The sequence below is a fragment of the Pelomonas sp. Root1237 genome, assembly GCF_001425055.1.
In the GTDB taxonomy this organism is placed as follows: domain Bacteria; phylum Pseudomonadota; class Gammaproteobacteria; order Burkholderiales; family Burkholderiaceae_C; genus Pelomonas.
In genome coordinates, this window is the sequence record NZ_LMDK01000006.1 from 54,338 (window position 1) to 70,455 (window position 16,118).

Annotated in this window: 18 protein-coding genes; 11 read left to right on the forward strand and 7 right to left on the reverse strand. The window is 66.7% G+C overall.

What is annotated here, in order from left to right:
* Positions 1-13 precede the first annotated feature (13 nt).
* From ASC91_RS07205 to tsaB, 3 genes are read right to left on the reverse strand one after another with little or no spacing between them, the layout of a single operon-like run.
* Positions 14-751, reverse strand: a complete 738-nt coding sequence (locus ASC91_RS07205) for a uracil-DNA glycosylase (protein ID WP_056194438.1) — start codon at positions 749-751, stop codon at positions 14-16.
* Entirely contained in the window at positions 748-1,230 is a 483-nt protein-coding gene (rimI, locus tag ASC91_RS07210) for a ribosomal protein S18-alanine N-acetyltransferase (RefSeq protein ID WP_056194441.1), read from the reverse strand. The genes ASC91_RS07205 and rimI overlap by 4 nt, the downstream gene beginning before the upstream one ends.
* A complete protein-coding gene (tsaB, locus tag ASC91_RS07215) occupies positions 1,227-1,910 on the reverse strand; it encodes a tRNA (adenosine(37)-N6)-threonylcarbamoyltransferase complex dimerization subunit type 1 TsaB (protein ID WP_056194444.1) in 684 nt (227 codons plus the stop codon). Before tsaB ends, rimI begins: the two co-directional genes overlap by 4 nt.
* Positions 1,911-1,948: 38 nt before the next feature.
* Here tsaB and dacB point away from each other — a divergent pair, with 38 nt between their 5' ends.
* On the forward strand, positions 1,949-3,319 hold the full coding sequence (dacB, locus tag ASC91_RS07220; RefSeq protein WP_235531879.1) for a D-alanyl-D-alanine carboxypeptidase/D-alanyl-D-alanine-endopeptidase: 1,371 nt from the start codon (positions 1,949-1,951) through the stop codon (positions 3,317-3,319).
* Between the two features lie 8 nt (positions 3,320-3,327).
* On the opposite strand, the gene ASC91_RS07225 is transcribed toward dacB, so the two are convergent.
* Entirely contained in the window at positions 3,328-3,765 is a 438-nt protein-coding gene (locus tag ASC91_RS07225; protein WP_056194450.1) for an SET domain-containing protein-lysine N-methyltransferase, read from the reverse strand.
* A gap of 168 nt (positions 3,766-3,933) precedes the next feature.
* Between ASC91_RS07225 and ASC91_RS29975 the strand changes: the two genes are divergently transcribed.
* From ASC91_RS29975 to ASC91_RS07245, 4 genes are all read left to right on the forward strand, one after another.
* The gene (locus ASC91_RS29975; RefSeq protein ID WP_056194453.1) at positions 3,934-4,107 is read left to right on the forward strand and encodes a hypothetical protein; all 174 of its coding nucleotides are present in this window, start codon (positions 3,934-3,936) and stop codon (positions 4,105-4,107) included.
* A gap of 192 nt (positions 4,108-4,299) precedes the next feature.
* Positions 4,300-4,986: a signal peptidase I gene (gene lepB / locus ASC91_RS07235; protein ID WP_157281260.1), complete on the forward strand. Its 687-nt coding sequence runs from the start codon at positions 4,300-4,302 to the stop codon at positions 4,984-4,986.
* Between the two features lie 131 nt (positions 4,987-5,117).
* Positions 5,118-5,453: a hypothetical protein gene (locus tag ASC91_RS07240; RefSeq protein ID WP_157281263.1), complete on the forward strand. Its 336-nt coding sequence runs from the start codon at positions 5,118-5,120 to the stop codon at positions 5,451-5,453.
* Between the two features lie 256 nt (positions 5,454-5,709).
* A complete protein-coding gene (locus ASC91_RS07245; RefSeq protein ID WP_056194458.1) occupies positions 5,710-6,324 on the forward strand; it encodes an OmpA family protein in 615 nt (204 codons plus the stop codon).
* A gap of 192 nt (positions 6,325-6,516) precedes the next feature.
* On the opposite strand, the gene ASC91_RS07250 is transcribed toward ASC91_RS07245, so the two are convergent.
* Positions 6,517-6,843: an NIPSNAP family protein gene (locus ASC91_RS07250; RefSeq protein WP_056194493.1), complete on the reverse strand. Its 327-nt coding sequence runs from the start codon at positions 6,841-6,843 to the stop codon at positions 6,517-6,519.
* Between the two features lie 292 nt (positions 6,844-7,135).
* On the opposite strand from ASC91_RS07250, the gene ASC91_RS07255 reads away from it, so the two are divergent.
* From ASC91_RS07255 to ASC91_RS07270, 4 genes are all read left to right on the forward strand, one after another.
* The gene (locus ASC91_RS07255) at positions 7,136-8,191 is read left to right on the forward strand and encodes a LacI family DNA-binding transcriptional regulator (RefSeq protein WP_157281266.1); all 1,056 of its coding nucleotides are present in this window, start codon (positions 7,136-7,138) and stop codon (positions 8,189-8,191) included.
* Positions 8,192-8,592: 401 nt separating this feature from the next.
* A complete protein-coding gene (locus ASC91_RS07260) occupies positions 8,593-10,251 on the forward strand; it encodes a glycoside hydrolase family 5 protein (protein WP_056194466.1) in 1,659 nt (552 codons plus the stop codon).
* 496 nt (positions 10,252-10,747) lie between these two features.
* The gene (locus ASC91_RS07265) at positions 10,748-12,373 is read left to right on the forward strand and encodes an arabinofuranosidase catalytic domain-containing protein (protein WP_200955239.1); all 1,626 of its coding nucleotides are present in this window, start codon (positions 10,748-10,750) and stop codon (positions 12,371-12,373) included.
* Positions 12,374-12,430: 57 nt separating this feature from the next.
* The gene (locus ASC91_RS07270; RefSeq protein WP_056194469.1) at positions 12,431-12,814 is read left to right on the forward strand and encodes a hypothetical protein; all 384 of its coding nucleotides are present in this window, start codon (positions 12,431-12,433) and stop codon (positions 12,812-12,814) included.
* A gap of 388 nt (positions 12,815-13,202) precedes the next feature.
* On the opposite strand, the gene ASC91_RS07275 is transcribed toward ASC91_RS07270, so the two are convergent.
* Complete coding sequence (locus ASC91_RS07275) at positions 13,203-13,655, reverse strand: nuclear transport factor 2 family protein (protein WP_162247748.1); 453 nt, start codon at positions 13,653-13,655, stop codon at positions 13,203-13,205.
* Positions 13,656-13,840: 185 nt separating this feature from the next.
* On the opposite strand from ASC91_RS07275, the gene ASC91_RS07280 reads away from it, so the two are divergent.
* Both ASC91_RS07280 and ASC91_RS07285 read left to right on the forward strand, forming a co-directional pair.
* Positions 13,841-14,938, forward strand: a complete 1,098-nt coding sequence (locus ASC91_RS07280; protein WP_056194474.1) for a sensor histidine kinase — start codon at positions 13,841-13,843, stop codon at positions 14,936-14,938.
* Entirely contained in the window at positions 14,939-15,652 is a 714-nt protein-coding gene (locus ASC91_RS07285; RefSeq protein WP_056194476.1) for a LytTR family DNA-binding domain-containing protein, read from the forward strand.
* Positions 15,653-15,680: 28 nt separating this feature from the next.
* On the opposite strand, the gene ASC91_RS07290 is transcribed toward ASC91_RS07285, so the two are convergent.
* The coding region (locus ASC91_RS07290; protein WP_327082874.1) for an alpha-L-arabinofuranosidase C-terminal domain-containing protein at positions 15,681-16,118 on the reverse strand (438 nt) is incomplete at its 5' end.

The following is a 16,118-nucleotide window of genomic DNA, read 5'->3' on the forward strand; positions in this document are numbered from 1 at the left end:
GGCGCGGCGCTCATCAGTCGTTCACCGTCCGCAGGGCCAGACACAGGTCGTCCCAGGCGCCGGCCTTGTCCGCAGGCGAGCGCAGCAGGTAGGCCGGGTGATAGGTGACGATGACGGGCAGGTCGCGCCAACGGTGCACGCGGCCGCGCAGCTTGCCCAGGGGTTCGGTCAGGCCAGTCAGCCGGCGCGCCGCCTGCAGGCCCATGGCCAGCACGACGCGCGGGCGCAGCAGTTCGGCCTGGCGTGCCAGCACGGCCTCGCAGGCATCCAGCTCGGCGGGCTGGGGGGCGCGGCCGCGCGGCGGGCGGCACTTGACGATCGGGGTCACGAAGGCGGTCGCTTCATCACCCGTGCGGCGTTGGCCGGCGGCGCTCAGCATGCGGTCCAGCAGCCGGCCGGCATCACCGCCGAGCGCTTCGCCGGAGGCGTCGTCGCCTTCATCGGGCGGATCGGCGACGACCAGCCATTGCGCCTGCTGCAGGGCGCCGTTGCCGAAGACGGCGTTGCGGCGCTGCTCGCACAGGCCGCATGCCCGGCAACTCGAGACGGCCTCGCGCAGCGCCGGCATATCCAGGTTGGCGAAGCTCGACGGCGCCGACGGCGCTGCCACACGCACGATGACAGGCGGCGGCGCGGCAACGACGATGGGCTCCGGCTCGGCTTCGACGACTTCGGCGGCCACTGCCGAAGCAGCCGGCAGCCGATAACCCATCTCGGCCAACATGGCCCGCTGGCGCTGGTCCCAGCTCATACCGTCACCGAGAAACTCATCAGGATGGCATCCTCGCGCGGCCCCTGCTGCACCGGGTAATACGCGCGGCGCCTGCCAACCTCTGCGAAGCCGTAGCGGCGGTAGACCTCGCGAGCGCGCTCGTTGCCGACGCGCACCTCCAGCCACAGCTGCGTCAGGCCGCGGCGGCGGCATTCGCCCACCAGCCGGTCCAGCATGGCCACCGCCAGGCCGCGCCCCTGCCAGGCCGGCACAACGGTGATGTTGAGCAGGTGCATCTCGTCCACGCCCGGCATGGCGACCCAATAACCGAAAAGCTCGGCGCGCGGCCCGCGCAGCACCTCGGCCGGGTAGGCGGCCGCCAGCGAGTCGACGAAATTGCCATGCGTCCACGGCACCGGGTAGGCCTGGCGCTCGACGGCGATGATCTCGGTCAGGTCGGGCACCCGCATGGCCTCGGCCTCGAAGGGCGGCAGGCTGCGCTCCAGCAACGCGCTCATGACTTGAGTTCTCGCTCGGCCGTCGTCAGCGCGACCTTGTCGCGCACATAGACGGGCAGGGCCTCGGCCGCGTCGCGCATCTCGCCACGCTGCCAGGCGGCCAGGGCCAAGGTACCCAGGGCTTCAGCGCGCGAACGGGCCTGCGGCCAGGTCTGCGGCAACACGCCCAGGGCCACGGCATATTCGGTCAGGGCCGTGCCGGCGACGGCCGCGGGCGTACCCCAATGCGCGGCCAGCGCCTCGGGCTTGTAGAGGGCGGGAGCTTCGACGACGACCCAGGCGCCATCGGCCCAGCGGTAGCGGGCCGCATAGATCTCGCCGATACGCGCGTCCATCGCCACCCAGAGGTCGTCGCCGGCGCCTTGCGCACGGGCGTCCTCGGCGACCAGCATCAGGCTGTCAATGGCCAGCACCGGCCGGTCCAGCCCGAAGGCCAGGCCCTGCGCGACGGCGCAGGCGGTGCGCAGCCCGGTGAAGGCGCCGGGGCCCTGCCCGAAAGCGATGGCGTCCAGGTCGGCCATCGCGATGCCAGCGCCGGCCAGCAGGGCCTTGACCTCGGGCAGCATGCGTGCCGACGCCTGCGCCCCGCCCGGGGCCTCGAAAACCCGAGTCTGCCCCTCGGCCACGAGGGCCAGGGCCATCGTGTCGGTGGAGCTGTCGAGAGCCAGGAGGGAGGGCATCAACCCAGTGTAACTTTCGGGTCATGCGCAGACAGGCGATGGGATGGGTGTTGGCGGGTTGGATCCTGGGGGTACAGGCGGCGGAACCATTGCCGCTGTCGGTCCAGGTCGCGCTGCGCCAGGCCCAGGTGCCGGCCACCGCTCTGGGCGTGTTCGTGCAGGCCCTGGATGAACCCCGGCCCCGCCTGGCCTGGCAGCCAGACATGCCACTGAACCCCGCCTCACTGACCAAGCTCGTCACCAGCATGGCGGCGCTGGACACCCTGGGCTCGGCCTGGCAATGGCAGACGCCGGTCTGGCTGACTGAGGACGGCGGCCTGGCCATCCAGGGCAGCGGCGACCCGCGCCTGTCCACCGAGCGCGTCTGGGGGGTGCTGAAGCGCCTGGGCATCAGCGAATTGCGCGGACCGCTGCGCCTGGACCGCAGCGCCTTCACGCCCGGCGCCGCCGAGCCCGGCGACTTCGACAACGAGCCCTGGCGCGTCGGCAATGCGCTGCCCGAGGCCTTGCTGCTGAACTTCAAGGCGGTCAGCTACACGATCCGCGTCGAAGGCATGCAGGCCCGCATCAGCGCCGACCCGGCGTTGGACCCACCCCAGACCGTGCCGACGACGGCCGGGCCCTGCGGCGACTGGCGCGGCGCGCTGAAGCTGCAATGGGCCGCCGGCCAGCGCCCGCGCTTTGCCGGCAGCTATGCGGCGGCCTGCGGCGACCTGACCTGGACCCTGGCCGATCCCGACCCGGCCACCTACCCGGCGCGGCTGCTGGCGCTGATGCTGCGCGAAGCCGGCATCGCCTGGCGCGGCGAGGCCATCGTCGACGCACCAGCGCCCGCCAGCGCGCCCACGCTGCTGTGGCCCGGCCCGACGCTGGCCGAGGCGCTGCGCGATATGAACAAGGCCAGCAGCAATCTCACGGCCCAGCAGGTGTTGCTCAGCACCGCGCGCGCCGCTGGCGTGCCCGCGCCCTCACCCGACGCGGCGGCAACCTGGCTGCAGGCCTGGCTGGACGCGCATGCCGGCACGACGCCACCGACCCGCGTGGTCAACGGCTCCGGCCTGGCCCGCGAGACGCGCATGAGCCCGGCCCAGCTGGCAGCGCTGCTGCGCTGGGCCTGGGGCCAGCCCTGGATGCCTGAGCTGTTGGCCTCGCTACCGGTGGCCGGGCTGGACGGTACGCTGTCACGCCAGCCCGGGCGCTTTGGCGCTGCGGCCGGGCGGGCGCATCTCAAGACCGGTTCGCTGCGCGACGTCGTCGCGCTGGCCGGCATCGTTGATGCGCCCTCGGGCAAGCGCTGGGTGCTGGTTGCCATCGTCAACCACCCACAGGCCCAGGCCGCGCGCGGAGTGCTGGATGCAGTATTGCGCTGGGTGGCGCAGGACGCGCCGGAGGGCAAGGCCGGGCGCTGACGCGCAGGTCAGGCGTCGCTCTCAGCGGCGTAGGGCTCGACGCCCTGGCCCGTGAACCAGGTGTCCCGCTCAGACACATGGCCGCCGCCGACGGCGTTGTAGTTCACCGTGAGTTCCTCATCGGCGGCAATGTCGCGGATGGCCACGAAGCGCAACAGCCGCAGCTCAACATCGGCCTCGTAGCGCATATTGGCCGGGTTCTCATGGTTGTACATGCTGCCATAGCCGAGAGCCAGGCAATGGCCGCTTGTGGTGTGAGCCAGCACGCCCCAGTTGAAGAGCAGTTTTCTGACCTCCTCGGGAATCGACGTGTAGGAGCCGGTGAACAGCACGACAGGGCAGGCCTCGACGGTCTCCCCCTTGGCATGAGGCCGTGACGCATAGGCGCCGCGGCCTTTGGTCGTGCCCGTGTCCTTGATGTAGACGCTGGGGGATTGGATGGTCATGAGGCGGATTCTCGCTATCCCCGCGCCCGAGCTTGTGCAGCGAGAGCCGCGCCGCGGTAGGAGGCCACCTACCGGCAGCTTCAACGGCGTCCGACCATCCGCGACGGGCCGCCTCACTAAAGTGCACTGACGAGGTGGGGCGCCGCTCCATCCCTGACAGGAGCTGCTATGTCCTTCCTGCTCTATATCGTCGGCTTGGCCGTGCTGCTGGGCGGCTTGGCCTGGGCCCTGATCACGGCCGGCCTGGCGGCCACCTATGTCGCCATCGCCTGTCTCATCGTCGCCGGTGTCGGCATCATGATGGCCGTGTCCCGCACCCGGGCCAAGGATCCGCCGGCCTGACGTCAGGGCGCCGCCGGCGGGCAGCCGAAGGCATCAGGCCGCGGAATCGGCAGATTTCCATCGACGCGCCCGGCCACGCTCGTGCCTGCCGCGCCCGCCATTCGCGCAGCGCCGCTGCCATTCGCCCACTTCAGCCGGCCATTCGCCCGCCGGCCGGGTCGAAGCCAGGAGATCGGCCCGAGCATGGCCGTCATGAACCTCCGACGCACCCTCCGCGACAACCGCGGCTTCATCCTCTTCCTGCTCAGCTTCGCGCTGTTCCGCACCGCGGTGGCCGATTGGAACCCCATCCCCTCGGGCTCGATGCGGCCGACGCTGCTGGAAGGCGATGTCGTGCTCGTCAACCGCCTGGCATATGACCTCAAGCTGCCGCTGACCGACGTCGTGCTGCTGCCGCTGGGTGAGCCCCAGCGCGGCGATGTCGTCACGCTGAGTTCGCCGGCCGGCGGCACGCGGCTGATCAAGCGCATCGTCGGCCTGCCGGGCGATCGCGTCGAGATGCGCGACGACGTGCTGATCCTCAATGGAACGCCGCTGAGCTACAGCGGCAACCAGTCTCATGGCGAGGCGGTGGCGCCCGGCTGGGTCGTTGACGCGGTGCGCGCCACCGAGGACCTTGACGGCCGGCCCCATGCTGTCCAGTTCCTGCCGGCCCTCAGCGCGCGGCGCAACTTCGCCGAGCTCACCGTGCCGGCAGGGCAGTATTTCCTGCTCGGCGACAACCGCGACAACAGTGAGGACTCGCGCTTCATCGGCACGGTGCCGCGCGAGAAGCTGATCGGTCGGGCCCATCACGTCATCGTGGCGGCGGACTGGTTGGGCGAGGACGGATGGCGGATGGCGCCGCGCTTCGAACGCTGGGTGTCGGCGATCCGCTGAGTGCATGCTTGTCGCAGGCCGTGACCAAGCCCACACCTTTTGCGCCGCCCATCGACCGGCGCCCGTCGAAAGCCGAAGAAGCGGTGTTTTTCGGCACGGGTTTGAGGTGCGGCGGTTCTATCTTCGCGGCCATGACATCCCGCCGCCACCGCCGCTCGCTCCCGCTGCCCAGCTTCGGCCCACGCCGCGTCAGCTGCCCCGAGGGGTCGGTGCGGCTGGTGATCGAGGAGCAGTGGACCTGCGAGGAACGCCCGATGCAGGCCGAGCTGCAGCTGCTGGAGCGCTTCTCGGCGCTGATGGCCGCCCAGGGCTGGCCCGCGCATGTGTCACGCATGGCCTATGACCGCATCTACGCTGGCGAGCGCTTCGGCTTCGCCAAGCGAGCCGGCCGAGGCGAACTCCCTGCCCTGGCACGAGAGCTGATCCTGTGCTGGCGCGCCAACCGCAGCGAGCCAGTGCAGGGCTGAGTCTCAGGCCGCTCGCGTGCCCTGCGGGGGCTGCTGGTCAAGCACCTGCGCAACATGGGTCTATGCCCGTCGCGCCGTAGCGCCGTAGCGCCGTAGCGCCGTAGCGCCGTAGCGCCGTAGCGCCGTAGCGCCGTAGCGCAGAACGGTAAGGCTTTGTTCAGCCCGGTTAACGGCGCAAGGATTGCTCACAGCTCGGTACGTTTGTCCGTGAAGGACTGCCTACATTCGCACCACTTTCTTATCCACGAGACTACCGATGTCGAGACTTTCGCCCCTGATCGTCGCCAGCAGCGTCATGTTGCTGAGCGCTTGCGCCACCAAGGATTTCGTCAAAGAGACAGTCGCTCCGGTGCAGACCAGCGTGGACGGCCTCGGCACCCGGGTGCAGGCGCATGACGAGGGCCTCAAGGCCCTGGATGGGCGGCTGCAGGGCAGCGAGGCACGCATGCTGGCCCTTCTGCAGCAGGAGGCTGCAGCGCGAACCCAGGCCTTCAACAACCTGCCCAAGCCGCCCGGCCTGCTGATGAGTACCGTGCTGACCGATGACAAGGTCAAATTCAAGTCGGGCCGCTTCCAGCTCACCGAGCAGGCTGGCCAGGAACTCGATCAACTCGTCGCCAAGCTCAAGGCCGACAACCAGCCGGTGTTCATCGAAATCCAGGGCCACACCGACGCGACCGGCAGCGACACGATCAACCAGCAACTGGGCCTCAAGCGAGCCGAAGCCGTGCGCCTGCACCTGTCTCGCGCCGGCCTGCCGCTGGCGCGCATGGCTACGATCAGCTACGGCGAATCTGCGCCCCTGGCCGACAACAACACCCGCGAAGGCCGCAGCACGAACCGGCGGGTTCAGCTGATCGTGATGCGCTGAGCTGGAGGGGAAGCCGCAACGCGATTGCGGCACTACAGCTGGACAACGACCAAGCCGCAGGCAGAAGCGACGCTTGAGCGCATCACGCTCCCTTCCTGCGGCTGAACTGTTCCTGAAGCGGTGGCCAGACTGAAGAGGCATTGGGCGTTGATACCGCGTCCCGGCCCACTGTGTCGTCCGCCGCGGACGAGACTATTTCGCAGGCGAGAAAGAGGTTGGCGCCAAGAACGAGTTGTCCATCTTCGCAACAATCGGTCCTGCTGCCTCGCTCGCCTTTCTGACCTCGACCCATTCGGGATCGGCGACAAACTTGCTCCACTTGACCTCACGATCGGCCATGCTCTCCCAGACAAGCATGTAGGTGAGCGCGTTGCTGTCAGGTCCGACTGCCGTCGTCCAATATCCGAGTTGATGAATTCCCAGCCGGTTCCAGATGCCCACGGTGTGATCGCGAAATCTTGCAAGAACGTCGGGTAGCCGGCCAGGCATTGCCGTATAGACGCGCAGTTCGTAGATCATCGACATCAGTCCTGGGAAGATTGTTGCGAGTTGACGGGGTGGCGGGCGTGACCGCCAGGCTCACATTGTGCTGTCCAAGCGCGCGTGCTGGCGTCGCCAGGAAGACGCCTGCCAAGAAAGCGGGCAAGTTGAAGGGGCGTCCTGGACCGGGTTGCTGCCGACTTCCAGCCGTGGCGACGCCGAGCTTGCGGACGGCCCGGTGCTACAGTGCGCCGCTCGTTCACCCCGCCGCCGGTCAGTGTCCGCCTCGACACCCAAGCCTTCCCAGCCGACGAAAAGTCGTCGTCACAGATTGCCCACGCTCGCTGACGTCGCGCGAGAAGCTGGCGTGTCGGATGTCGCGGCCTCCTGCGCGCTCAACGCCGGCAAAGGCTCGACGCGCGTATCCATGGAGACGCGCGAACGGGTGCTGGCGGCGGCGGAGCGCCTGCGCTACCGGCCAAACGCGACGGCACGCGCACTCAGCCGTCAACGGGCCAACGCCATCGGCTTCGTCGCGAACATTGCCAATGAGGAACCCAACCTCTACTTCCTGGAGGTGTTCAATGGCGTCGTGCGGGGCGCGACCGAGGCCGAGCAGGCGACATGCGTCTTCCCGCTCAGCGGCTGGGAAGAAGCGCCCAAGCGCATCCCCGCGCTGTGCGACGGCCGCGTCGACGGGCTGGTCGTTCTGGCGCCGTATCTGGAAGATGACAGCACGAGCTGGCTGCCTCCCCATACGCCCTTGGTCACGATCCATGCGGGCATGCAGCTGCAGGGCCAGGTGAACGTCGAGGCGGACGACGAGGCGGGCGGCTTTGGCATCGTGCGCCACATGCTTGAACTCGGCCATCGCCATATCCTGTGCGTGGGCGGGCCGCCGCACACCAAGGGTGCGGACCGCCGTGTCGAGGGCTTCTTGCGCGCGCATGCCGAAACCGGCGTAGAGGTCGCTGCCGACCATGTGATCCGTACCTGGTTCACCGTGCAGGGCGGCCGACAGGCGATGGAGACGTGGCTGCAGGGCCACCGCGGTGAACGCTTGCCCGAGGCCATCTTCTGTGGCAACGACGCCATCGCGTTCGGTTGCATGGAAGCGCTGGAGGCGCGAGGGCTGAGCGTGCCTCGGGATATTTCGATCGCTGGCTTTGACGATACCTTGCTGGCCCGCACCCTGCGCATGACGACCGTGCGCCAGCCCCTGCTCGAAATGGGTCGTCAGGCGGTCAACGTCCTCATGCAATTGATCGAGGCGCAGCGCAGTGGACAGATGTACGAGGGCCCGCGCAATATCGTCCTGCCCGTCGAGATCCTTCCCGGCCGGACTTTGATCGCCCCTGCGCGCGGCGCGATGCTGACGATCTCCTGAAGCTGTAAGCAGGTGCAGCGGCGCCGATGGGTTTCCCCTAATTAGTTCGGTTGTCGACCGAATTAAGATGACCTCGCGGCACTGCTGCAATTTTTTTCGCCGAATGATTCGGCGTCGAATCAATCCTCGCATGGTGCTCACGCCGACCTGCCAAGCCTCCGACCGACCGGATCGACCGGCGGCGGTCGCCATGCACGCCCACACCACGTCGAGCAGCCGCGGGCCATCCTGCCCGCGCCGTTTTGAGCCCAGCCTGGCCCGCAGGACCTGGTGCTGGCACTGCCTCCGGCAGTCCATCGATGTCGTCGGGATGTAGCCATGCATTGAAGCTGCATCTTTCACAACGCTCGTGACCGGAGGAGACAACCGGCCGAGCACTTTTCAACCTTGAAAGGTAGAACATGAGAACCTTGATACCCGCACTGCTGCTCGCCTTCGGCGCGAGCGCAGGCACCCTCGCGCAGGCGCAAAGCTGCGGCAGCGGCGGCGGCGCCACCGTCTGCCTGAGCGCCAACGGCTCGGCCAACGACAACCAACTCAGCTGGACCGTCAGCGGCAACGTCTCTCGCCTGGAGGTCTACCGCGACACGGACAGCGACCCCAACGGCCGCACCCGCATCGCCGTACCCGCCACCAACGCCAGGAGCTACGCCGACGGCTCGGCCAACACCGGCACGCCCTACTGGTACTGGGTCAAGTTCACGACCAGCGCCGGCAGCTACAACTCCGGCTCGGCCTCCGCCACGCGCGGCAGCAGTTGCGCGCCGACCGCCGTCACGCCGTGGGTCAACGTCAATGGCACGTGGACGCAGACCGCCTCGGGCACCGTCACCGCCGGCAGCTCGGCCATCCTGGGGCCGCAACCGATCTCCGGCGGCATGTGGACGTGGAGCGGCTGCGGCACCGCGGGCGGCTCGCGCGAGCAGACCATCACGCCTACTGCCAGCTGCACGGCCACCGCCACGTATACCAACAGCTGCGGCGCCAAGAGCAATCAGGCGTTCGTGATCACCGTGCCAGGCTCCATGCGCGACCTGACGAGCGTCCAGCTGTCGCAGCAGATGTCCCCCGCCTGGAACCTCGGCAACACGCTGGACGCGGTGCCGGCTGAAACGTCCTGGGGCAACCCCGTGGCGAGCCAGCAGTTGCTCAACGCGGTGAAGGCGGCCGGCTTCAAGACCGTGCGTATTCCCGTCACCTGGAACCAGTACGCCGACGCCGACGGCAACATCAACCCGAGCTGGATGGCGCGCGTCACCCAGGTCGTCGGTTACGCCCGCAACGCCGGCCTGTATGTCGTGCTGAACACCCATCACGAAGGCGACTGGCTGATTCCGACCTACGCCCGCCAAGCCAGTGCCAACGCGCGCCTGGCCCGGATGTGGACGCAGATCGCCAACAACTTCAAGGACTACGACGACTACCTGCTGTTCGCCGGCACCAACGAGATCATGGTCGCTGGCGACTACAACCCGCCGACGGCCGAGTACCAATCCGTCCAGAACGGGTTCAACCAGGTCTTCGTCAACGCGGTGCGGGCCACGGGTGGCAACAACGCCAAGCGCCATCTCGTCGTGCAGGGCTTCAACACCAACATCAACGCGACCTACGACGGCTTCGTCAAGCCCACCGATCCGGCGACGAACCGGATGTTCATCGAAGTGCACTTCTACGATCCGTTCAACTTCGCGCTGAACGACAAGAGCGGCATCTGGCAGTGGGGTTCGATCGCGACCAATCCGGCCGCAACCGAACCCTGGGCCCACGAAGCTTACGTGGACGCGCAGTTCCAGAAGATGAAGTCCCGCTTCGTCGATGCCGGCATGCCCGTGCTGATGGGCGAGTACGGCGCCATCCTGAGGACCGAGTACGACCCGGCCGGCACCTACCGCACCTACTGGACCAAGTACGTGACCAAGTCCGCCTACCAGCACGGCATCGTGCCGACATGGTGGGACCCGGGCTACACCACCAACCACGCGACGGGCCTGTTCGATCGCTCGACCAGCGCTCAGTCCTTCCCGGACTTGATCAAGACCATCGTCGACAACGCCAAGTGACGTCATGACATCACGGTGGTGACACCGTGAGCCCGCCGCGGATGGTGTCCGATGACCGGGCCACCAACCGCGGCGGACCCAGTTTTACAGCGTTAAAGCCTGTCCCGCTGCCTGGCACCTTGGCGCGATGTCGGGCGACAGGCCACTCGCCCAAGGGTGGCCCGCAAGGACCTGCTGAGCCTGCCGTTGGCTCGCGGCCATGGTGCGGCGCCCTGGCCGCCCTTCAAGGAACCAGACCCCTTTCCTTGTGAACAAGTTCAGTCAACGACTCGCCGCCCTTTGCGTCCCTGCGGTCGGCTTGGCAGGTTGCGGCGGCAACAGCGCAGGCAGCGACACGACGCCCCCGCCGTCGGCGGCGGGTCGCCGGCCCAGGCCAGCGCTTTCGAATGGAAATCCGGCGAGCCCCTGATCCAGCCGCCGGCTGAGGCGAGCCGCCCTATCGGCTGGGCTTGATCGTCGCCACCGCCCCCAACGCCATCAGCGAGTTGTGCACGAAATGAACAGCCGCGGCTGCAGGAGCCAATGCCTGCTCCGTGATCAGCGCCGCCGCGCCATAACAGTCAACGAACCACACATCTTTTCCGCCATGAAGTACAGCAAACAGCTCACCGTTCTCTCCATCGTCACCGCGACCCTGGTGGCGGGCTGTGGCGGCGGTGGTGGCGACGCACCTGCACCTGCACCTGCACCTGCACCTGCACCTGCACCTGCACCTGCCCCTACACCTGCGCCTTCGGCTGCGCAGGGGCCTTGCGACATCTACGCCGCCGGCGGCACGCCGTGCGTCGCGGCGCACAGCACGACGCGGGTCCTGCTCTCGACCTATACGGGTCCGCTGTACCAGGTCCTCAGGCAATCGGACAATGCGACGCTCGACGTCACCGCCCTTTCCAGCGGCATCGCCAACGCGGCGCTGCAGGACGCCTTCTGTGCGGGCACGACCTGCCTGATCAGCGTCATCTACGACCAATCGGGGCGCAACAACCACCTCACGCAGGCGCCCCCCGGCTTCTTCAAGGGGCCGGCGGCCGGCGGCTACGACAATCTCGCTGTCGCCAACGCGGCGCCGTTGACGCTCTCGGGCCAGAAGGTCTATGGCGTCTTCATCCCACCAGGAACCGGCTACCGCAACAACGCCACCAATGGCATCGCGGTGGGCGACCAGCCCGAAGGCATGTACGCGGCCCTCGACGGGTGGCATTTCAACTCGGCATGCTGCTTCGACTACGGCAATGCCGAGCCGAGCGGGAACGACACCGGCAATGGCCACATGGAAACGATCTACTTCGGCAACCAGTCCGCCTGGGGCACCGGAGCAGGCCCGGGCCCCTGGATCATGGCGGACCTGGAGAACGGCCTGTTCTCGGGCCGCGACCCGCACCTCAACGCGAATGACCCCACGATCACCAGCCGATTCGTCACGGCCATCGTCAAGGGTGAGCCGAACCACTGGGCCATCCGCGGCGGCAACACACAGGCCGGCTCGCTGTCGACCTTCTATGACGGCGTGCGCCCGGGCGGGGGGTATACGACCATGAGCAAGGAGGGTGCGATCGTCCTGGGCATCGGCGGCGACAACAGCAACGGGGGGCGGGGGACGTTCTACGAGGGCGCGATGACGTCGGGCTATCCGTCGGACGCGACCGAGAACGCCGTCCAGGCCAATCTGGTCGCGGCGAAATACGCGGCCGACACTTCCACGACGCTGGCGGGCCGTGCGATCAAGAATGAGTACAACGGTCTCTGTCTCGACGACTACAACTCGGCCACCGCGGCCGGCTCGCCCGTCGTGCAGTGGACGTGCAACGGGTCGGCGGCGCAGCAATGGAATATCGTGCCTGCGGCCGACGGCTACGTCGCCATCGTCAACGTCAAGAGCGGCCTGTGCCTTGACGATACCGACGGGAAGACCGCCCCCGGCTCCACCATCCAGCAGTCCACCTGCAACGGCCAGGCCGTCCAGCAATGGCGCCTCGTCAACGCGGACGGCGGCCAGCTCAACATCGTCAACCGCAACAGCAACCTCTGCCTGGATGACTTCAACGGCGGGAAGATCCCCGGCGCGGAAGTACGGCAGTGGCAGTGCACAGGCGGGGTCGTGCAGTGGTGGAGCATTCTTTGACATCGTGCCGGCGGAATTCTTCCCGTTCGGCCTCTACTCCGACGCCGGCTCCTTGACATGCGGCTGGCCGCGCCGCTGATCGCCGGCAACGACCTGTCCAAGATGGACGCCGAGACGCTGCGCTTCCTCACCAACAAGGACGTCATCGCCGTCGACCAGGATCCACTGGGCAAGCAAGGCCACCGCACGCTGAAGGAAGGCGATCTTGAGGTCTGGGTGCGTCCGCTGTCGGGCGGTGAGCACGCGGTGGTGCTGTTCAACCGCGGCAAGACGCCGGCCAACATAAAGGTGGCTTGGGAGCTGCTCCAGTTGCCCGTCGACCAGAAGGCCGACGTGAAGGACCTGTGGAGCAAGAAGGTCACGAAGAACGTCAGCGGCAGCTATGGCGGCAAGGTCGCGCCTCACGGCGTGATCATGGTGCGCATCACGCCGCTGCGCTGACGGCGGGCCCACGCGCTGATGGCGGGCAGACCATGATCGCCGTTGCCCATGACGCCGAGCATCGCCAAGCCGGCGCATTGAAACGCAGGACGGGCCCAGCGACTTCCGGTCGCTGACCCGTGACGACGCCATCCATGCTCAGACTCGCATTCACCCCGCTGCTCGGCGCACTCATGCCGTCGGTAGGCACTTCGGCCGCGCCCGAGGCGCCTCCCGCGAAGCCGCGCCTCGTCGTCCTCACCGACATCGCGTGCGGGCCTCGGTAATGGCACTGTGATCCGCTGGAGGACACGCTTGGTTCGCGCCCGCGCGAGTCGTTGCGCGCCTCAAGGCTGATGGGCGTACGCGAAGCGGGTCTTCATCCGCATTCGCAACGACATCCCCGCACTTACCGAACCTTGGCACCCATGCTTTGCACGACCACCCAGCGGCCGTCGCGCTTTTTCAGGATGTCCGCATAGACGAGTTCCATATAGATCTCCCGACCGTCGACGAATCTCTTCTCGGCCACGTTGCCCTGAGCAATGGCGACTTCACCGAAGACCTGCACATCGATCGGCCGCAGCTCGAACCACGTAAGCCTCTTCTTGCCCGTCTTGACGTCGTTCAGGAGCATTCGCTTGGTTGATACGCCGCCGGATGATCCGACCGACACCCAGTCATCACCAAAAATTTGGTCAATCTTGTCGATGTCGAGTGCCACCATCGCATCCCCCATCTCTTTCCCTAGCTGCCTGATTTCCTCGACGGCCGCCTGCGTCGAAGGAGGAACCGGTGTGTCAGCCAAGGCAGCGACCGCGAGCGACCAGAATGAAAGAATCAAAGCCATCGATCGTTTCATATTGCCATCTCCTTTTGGTTGTGTGAGATCTCCCCGCGTGCCTCTCGGGGGCCCGGGCCCGTGCGCAGCGACTTGAGTCAGTCTAGGCAGTCCGCAGGGACGAGGCCAGACCGCTCCCTGCATGCCGGCCGCCGTTCGCTGCAGAACGCGTGGAGGCTGATTACGCCTAAGGTATCGTCGCCGGCATGCTCTCCTTGGGACGGTATGCAGCCTCGAGCCGTTGGCGCTGGATCGCCGCAGCCTGGACGGCCGGCGCGCTGTTCGACGCGTGTCAAACCGTGGCGATCATGCGCCTGGAAGGCAGAACGCATCCCTGGGCGCCGCTGTTCTTGATCGAACTGGCCCTGTGGTTGCCATGGGCGTTGGCGACGCCACTCGTCGTCCAGCTGGCCTTGCGCTACCCGATCATTCGCAGAGCCAGCGTAGGCACCGTCACGCTGCATCTGGCAACGTTCGCCATCATCAGCACGATCACTGAATGCTGGTATGCGTGGCTCCAGACGATCTTCAATCCGTGGGGCAACAAGCGCTGGCCGACGTTCGGGGAAACGTGGAGCACGTCGCTTGTCTACCAGCTATTGACGTTCACCATCGCCTACACGCTGATATTGACTGTGACCTATCTGGTGGACGCGAAGGACCGCATCACCAAGCAGGTGACAGAAGCTGCCCGACTCAATGAAGAGCTGACCAGAGCGCAGCTGGAGGCGTTGCGAAGACAACTCGAGCCGCACTTCATGTACAACACGCTCAACACGATCGCTGGCCTTGTTCGTGACCGACGCAACGACGCGGCAGTCAACATGGTCGTGGGACTGAGTGAATTCCTGCGTCGCGCATCGGAAGATTCGCACAGGGCGCAGGTGACGTTGGCGGAGGAAGTGGACTACCTGCAGCGTTACGTCGACATCCAGAAGCTTCGGTTCGGCGAGCGCCTTGTCGTGAACATGGAGCTCCCGAACGAACTGCTCGGCGCCAAGGTGCCGAACCTGCTGTTGCAGCCTCTCGTCGAGAACGCCATCAAGCACGGCATTTGCAAACGAGTGAGCGGCGGCGGCATTCGCATCGTCGGCGAGGACAGGCAGGGGATGCTGCGGCTGACCGTGTCAAACGACGGACCGTTCACGCAGGAGGATCTCGCTGCAACGGGCACCGGCGTGGGCCTCAGGAACTTGCGGGCACGCTTGCGGATTCTTCACGGCGAGCGGTCCGGCCTGACGCTCAAACCCGCCGGAGAGGATGGCGTCGAAGTCGTCGTCACGCTTCCCCTGCAGGTGTCCTGAATGGCGGCGCTGCGGATCCTGGTGGTCGACGACGAGGCGATCGCCCGGCGTAACCTTGTGATCTTGCTGAGTGCCGATCCAGATGTGGCAGCCGTCGTTGAATGCGACTCTGGTCAAGCGGCCGTTGCCGAGATGCGGCGCACAAGACCTGACGTTCTCTTTCTCGACGTCCACATGCCCGAGTGCGATGGCTTCGATGTGCTCGAGCTGATGGGCTCGGACATGCCCGCGGCCGTCGTCTTCGTCACGGCGTACGACGAATACGCGCTGCGCGCGTTCGATGCAGGCGCGCTTGACTATTTGCTCAAGCCGTTCGACGACGCGCGATTTCACCGCGCGTTGCAGCGAGCCAAGTTTCGGATCACGCAAGAGCCGACGGCGGACCGCCCGCCATTGACTCAACTCGTGGTGAAGAACCGGGGCAAGACCTTGTTCTTGAACACGGCAGACGTGGACTGGATCGAGGCGGCCGACTACTACGCATACTTGCACGTGGGCAATGCGACGCACATCTTGCGCCGCAGCCTGCACGCTCTAGAACGAGAGCTGGACGCAAAGACCTTCGTTCGTATCCACCGGTCCATCATCGTCAATCGCGAGAGGGTTCGCGGTCTAGAGCTTCACAGCAGCGGAGAGCACGAGGTGGTTCTTCAATCGGGCGTTCGGCTGTCAATGAGCCGCAGGTTTCGAAAGAATTTCACCGATCGAATATGACTTCACGAAGCGCTTGCGCGCGACGCCTTCACTCCTCCAGCACGACCACCATCACGGCCTTGGCAGGCACCTTGATGGACAGCTTGCCGTCCGCGGCACGCGCGCTGAACGCCGCCGGCTTGATGACCTGCGGATTCTGGAACGTGTTGTGCGCGTCCATCGCGGCCGAGGTCAGCACCTTGCCAGCCGCACCGTTGACCTTCGTGCCCGCAACGTTGACGGCGACATCGACCGCCTTGGACGGATCGGTGTTGACCAGCGCCAGGTACACCTTGCCGTCCTTGGCGCGTGCCGCCGAAGCGCTCACGCCCGGAATGGTCACAGCGCCCAGGGTGTAGCTGGTGTTGTCCTTGATGGCCAGCGGCAGYGACTTGGCATCCTGGAACGGCGCATACATCTGGAACGCGTAGTAGGTCGGGGTCAGGACCATCTTCTCCTTGTCCGTCAGGATCATCGCCTGCAGGAC